Source organism: Wolbachia pipientis, from assembly GCF_030373985.1.
GTDB classification, from domain to species: domain Bacteria; phylum Pseudomonadota; class Alphaproteobacteria; order Rickettsiales; family Anaplasmataceae; genus Wolbachia; species Wolbachia pipientis_D.
The window spans coordinates 1-1,850 of the sequence record NZ_JAUCRB010000009.1 but is presented as its reverse complement, the minus strand read 5'-3'; the positions used below and the strand labels follow the sequence as shown (position 1 = coordinate 1,850).

1 pseudogene is annotated in these 1,850 nt (G+C 36.9%); it reads right to left on the bottom strand.

Features of this window, described 5'->3' with window-relative positions:
• Positions 1–364: 364 nt before the first annotated feature.
• Positions 365–1,487, bottom strand: a pseudogene (locus QUS22_RS05415) (IS256 family transposase).
• Positions 1,488–1,850 lie beyond the last annotated feature (363 nt).

Below are 1,850 nucleotides of genomic sequence, written 5' to 3'. Positions count from 1 at the left end.
AGGAACCCACTACATTTTTTTATGGTAATATGCCACGAGGACTTAATATTAATAATTCCAGTGGAAGTAGTCCACAGAAAGAAAGCCATGTAGACAAAGTTATAAAAGGGCGGAGCAATACTAAAGAAAAAGGTTGCTTAATATCTTAACTGACCCTCTTATAGTACCTGCCCACTTTTTAGGTATATACAACTAAAGCAATTGAGGTTACAGAGCAAAGTGGTAGAAGATCAGAAAAGTGGGCTAAATGCGGCTTAACACTTCACAAAGTTAGTTACAATCTTTATAAAACCTTTTCAACTGCTCACTCCATAACAGTGGTATTTTGGTGGGAGTGTTCAATAAACTGTGTCAAACCACATTTTTAGCTCAACTCAATTTTCAATCTGTTGGGAAAGAAAATGTCAAGCTGAGAGATAGTTAATGCCCAATCATGTGTAGGCATGTCCATTTCTCCTCTACCTTCTTTATGGCACAATATACCAGCTTGTACAAGGCATTTATGCTGGCTTTGGTTTTGCTGATTTGCCTATGTAGCCCCTCTATGGGATTGGTAGTGTAAATCAGCCTCCTGACTGGGTCAGAATACTTAAAATAACCAGATAAATTTTCCCAATTGTTTTGCCAAACCATGGTATACTTTATGCCCCATTTTTCTTCCAATTCTAACAGATAATTTTCGGCTATTTCCTTACTAGAAGCCTGATATATCTTCTTTAGATCAATCAAAAGGCTCTTTGCATCTTTGCTAGATACATACTTCAATGAGTTGCGTATTTGATGCACTATACATAACTGCACTTCTGTATTAGGAAATACACTATTTATAGCTGTAGGAAAGCTTTTTAACACAGGCAATTAAAATATCTTCTACTCCTCTCTCTTTGAGATCGTTTAGTACTCCCAACCAAAAGTTAGCTCCTTCACTTTCAGCTAAATAGAAGCCTAATACGTCTTTTTTGCCTTCCTAATCTATACCTAATATGTTGTACATACATTTGCTTACGCAACGCCCTTCTTCTTTGACTTTAAAGAACATTCCATCCATGAAAACTATTGGATATATGGATTGTAATGGACGGCTGCGCCATTCGTTGATTACAGGCAGCAACTTATCGGTAATATTTGATATTTCAGCTGCTGACATTTTGTTGTCATAAATTTCTTCAACATGCAATGCTATAGCCCATACCGCTGGCAAACATGCTCAAGACTTTTGTTTCAAGTTCAGGGTGTAAGCTTGTTTGCCTTTTCTTGACTATTTGTGGTTCAAAGCTTCCTTCCCGGTCTCTTGGTGTTAGCAACTCAAACGACCCAGAACTTGTGCGTAAAGTTTTCGAACTTTTGCCATTTCTTCTATTGTTTTCTTCATCCTCATTATTTGATAGATGGTTTTCTATTTCACCTTCTAAACTTGCCTCCAACAACCTTTTTATCAATGGTGTTAATGCTCCATCTCTTCCCGTCAAAGGTTTACCTTCCCTCATCGACAATAGTATGTTCGATTCTAATTCTTGATAGTCCACTAACCCAACATATTTGCTTTTGTTTGTTATTTTTTCGTTCATATGTCAACTCCATATTTTTATATATAAATTTTATCATATTTTTTGGTTTGGCACAGTTTATTGAACACCCCCTGATTGCCTGCAGTAGTGTGACTAGACCTATTGCATAACTCGATTTCTGATGGCAATTTTGTCGTCAATATGCTCCTCAAATACATTAGACCTCTTGCAAAACTACACTGAGAATTGTAATATGCTCAAGGTAGTATAAAAAAGCGGAGGAGTATGAGATTAGAAAAAATAAGTCAATTGAGCGACGAGGAGTTTCGCCGATTGACAGGG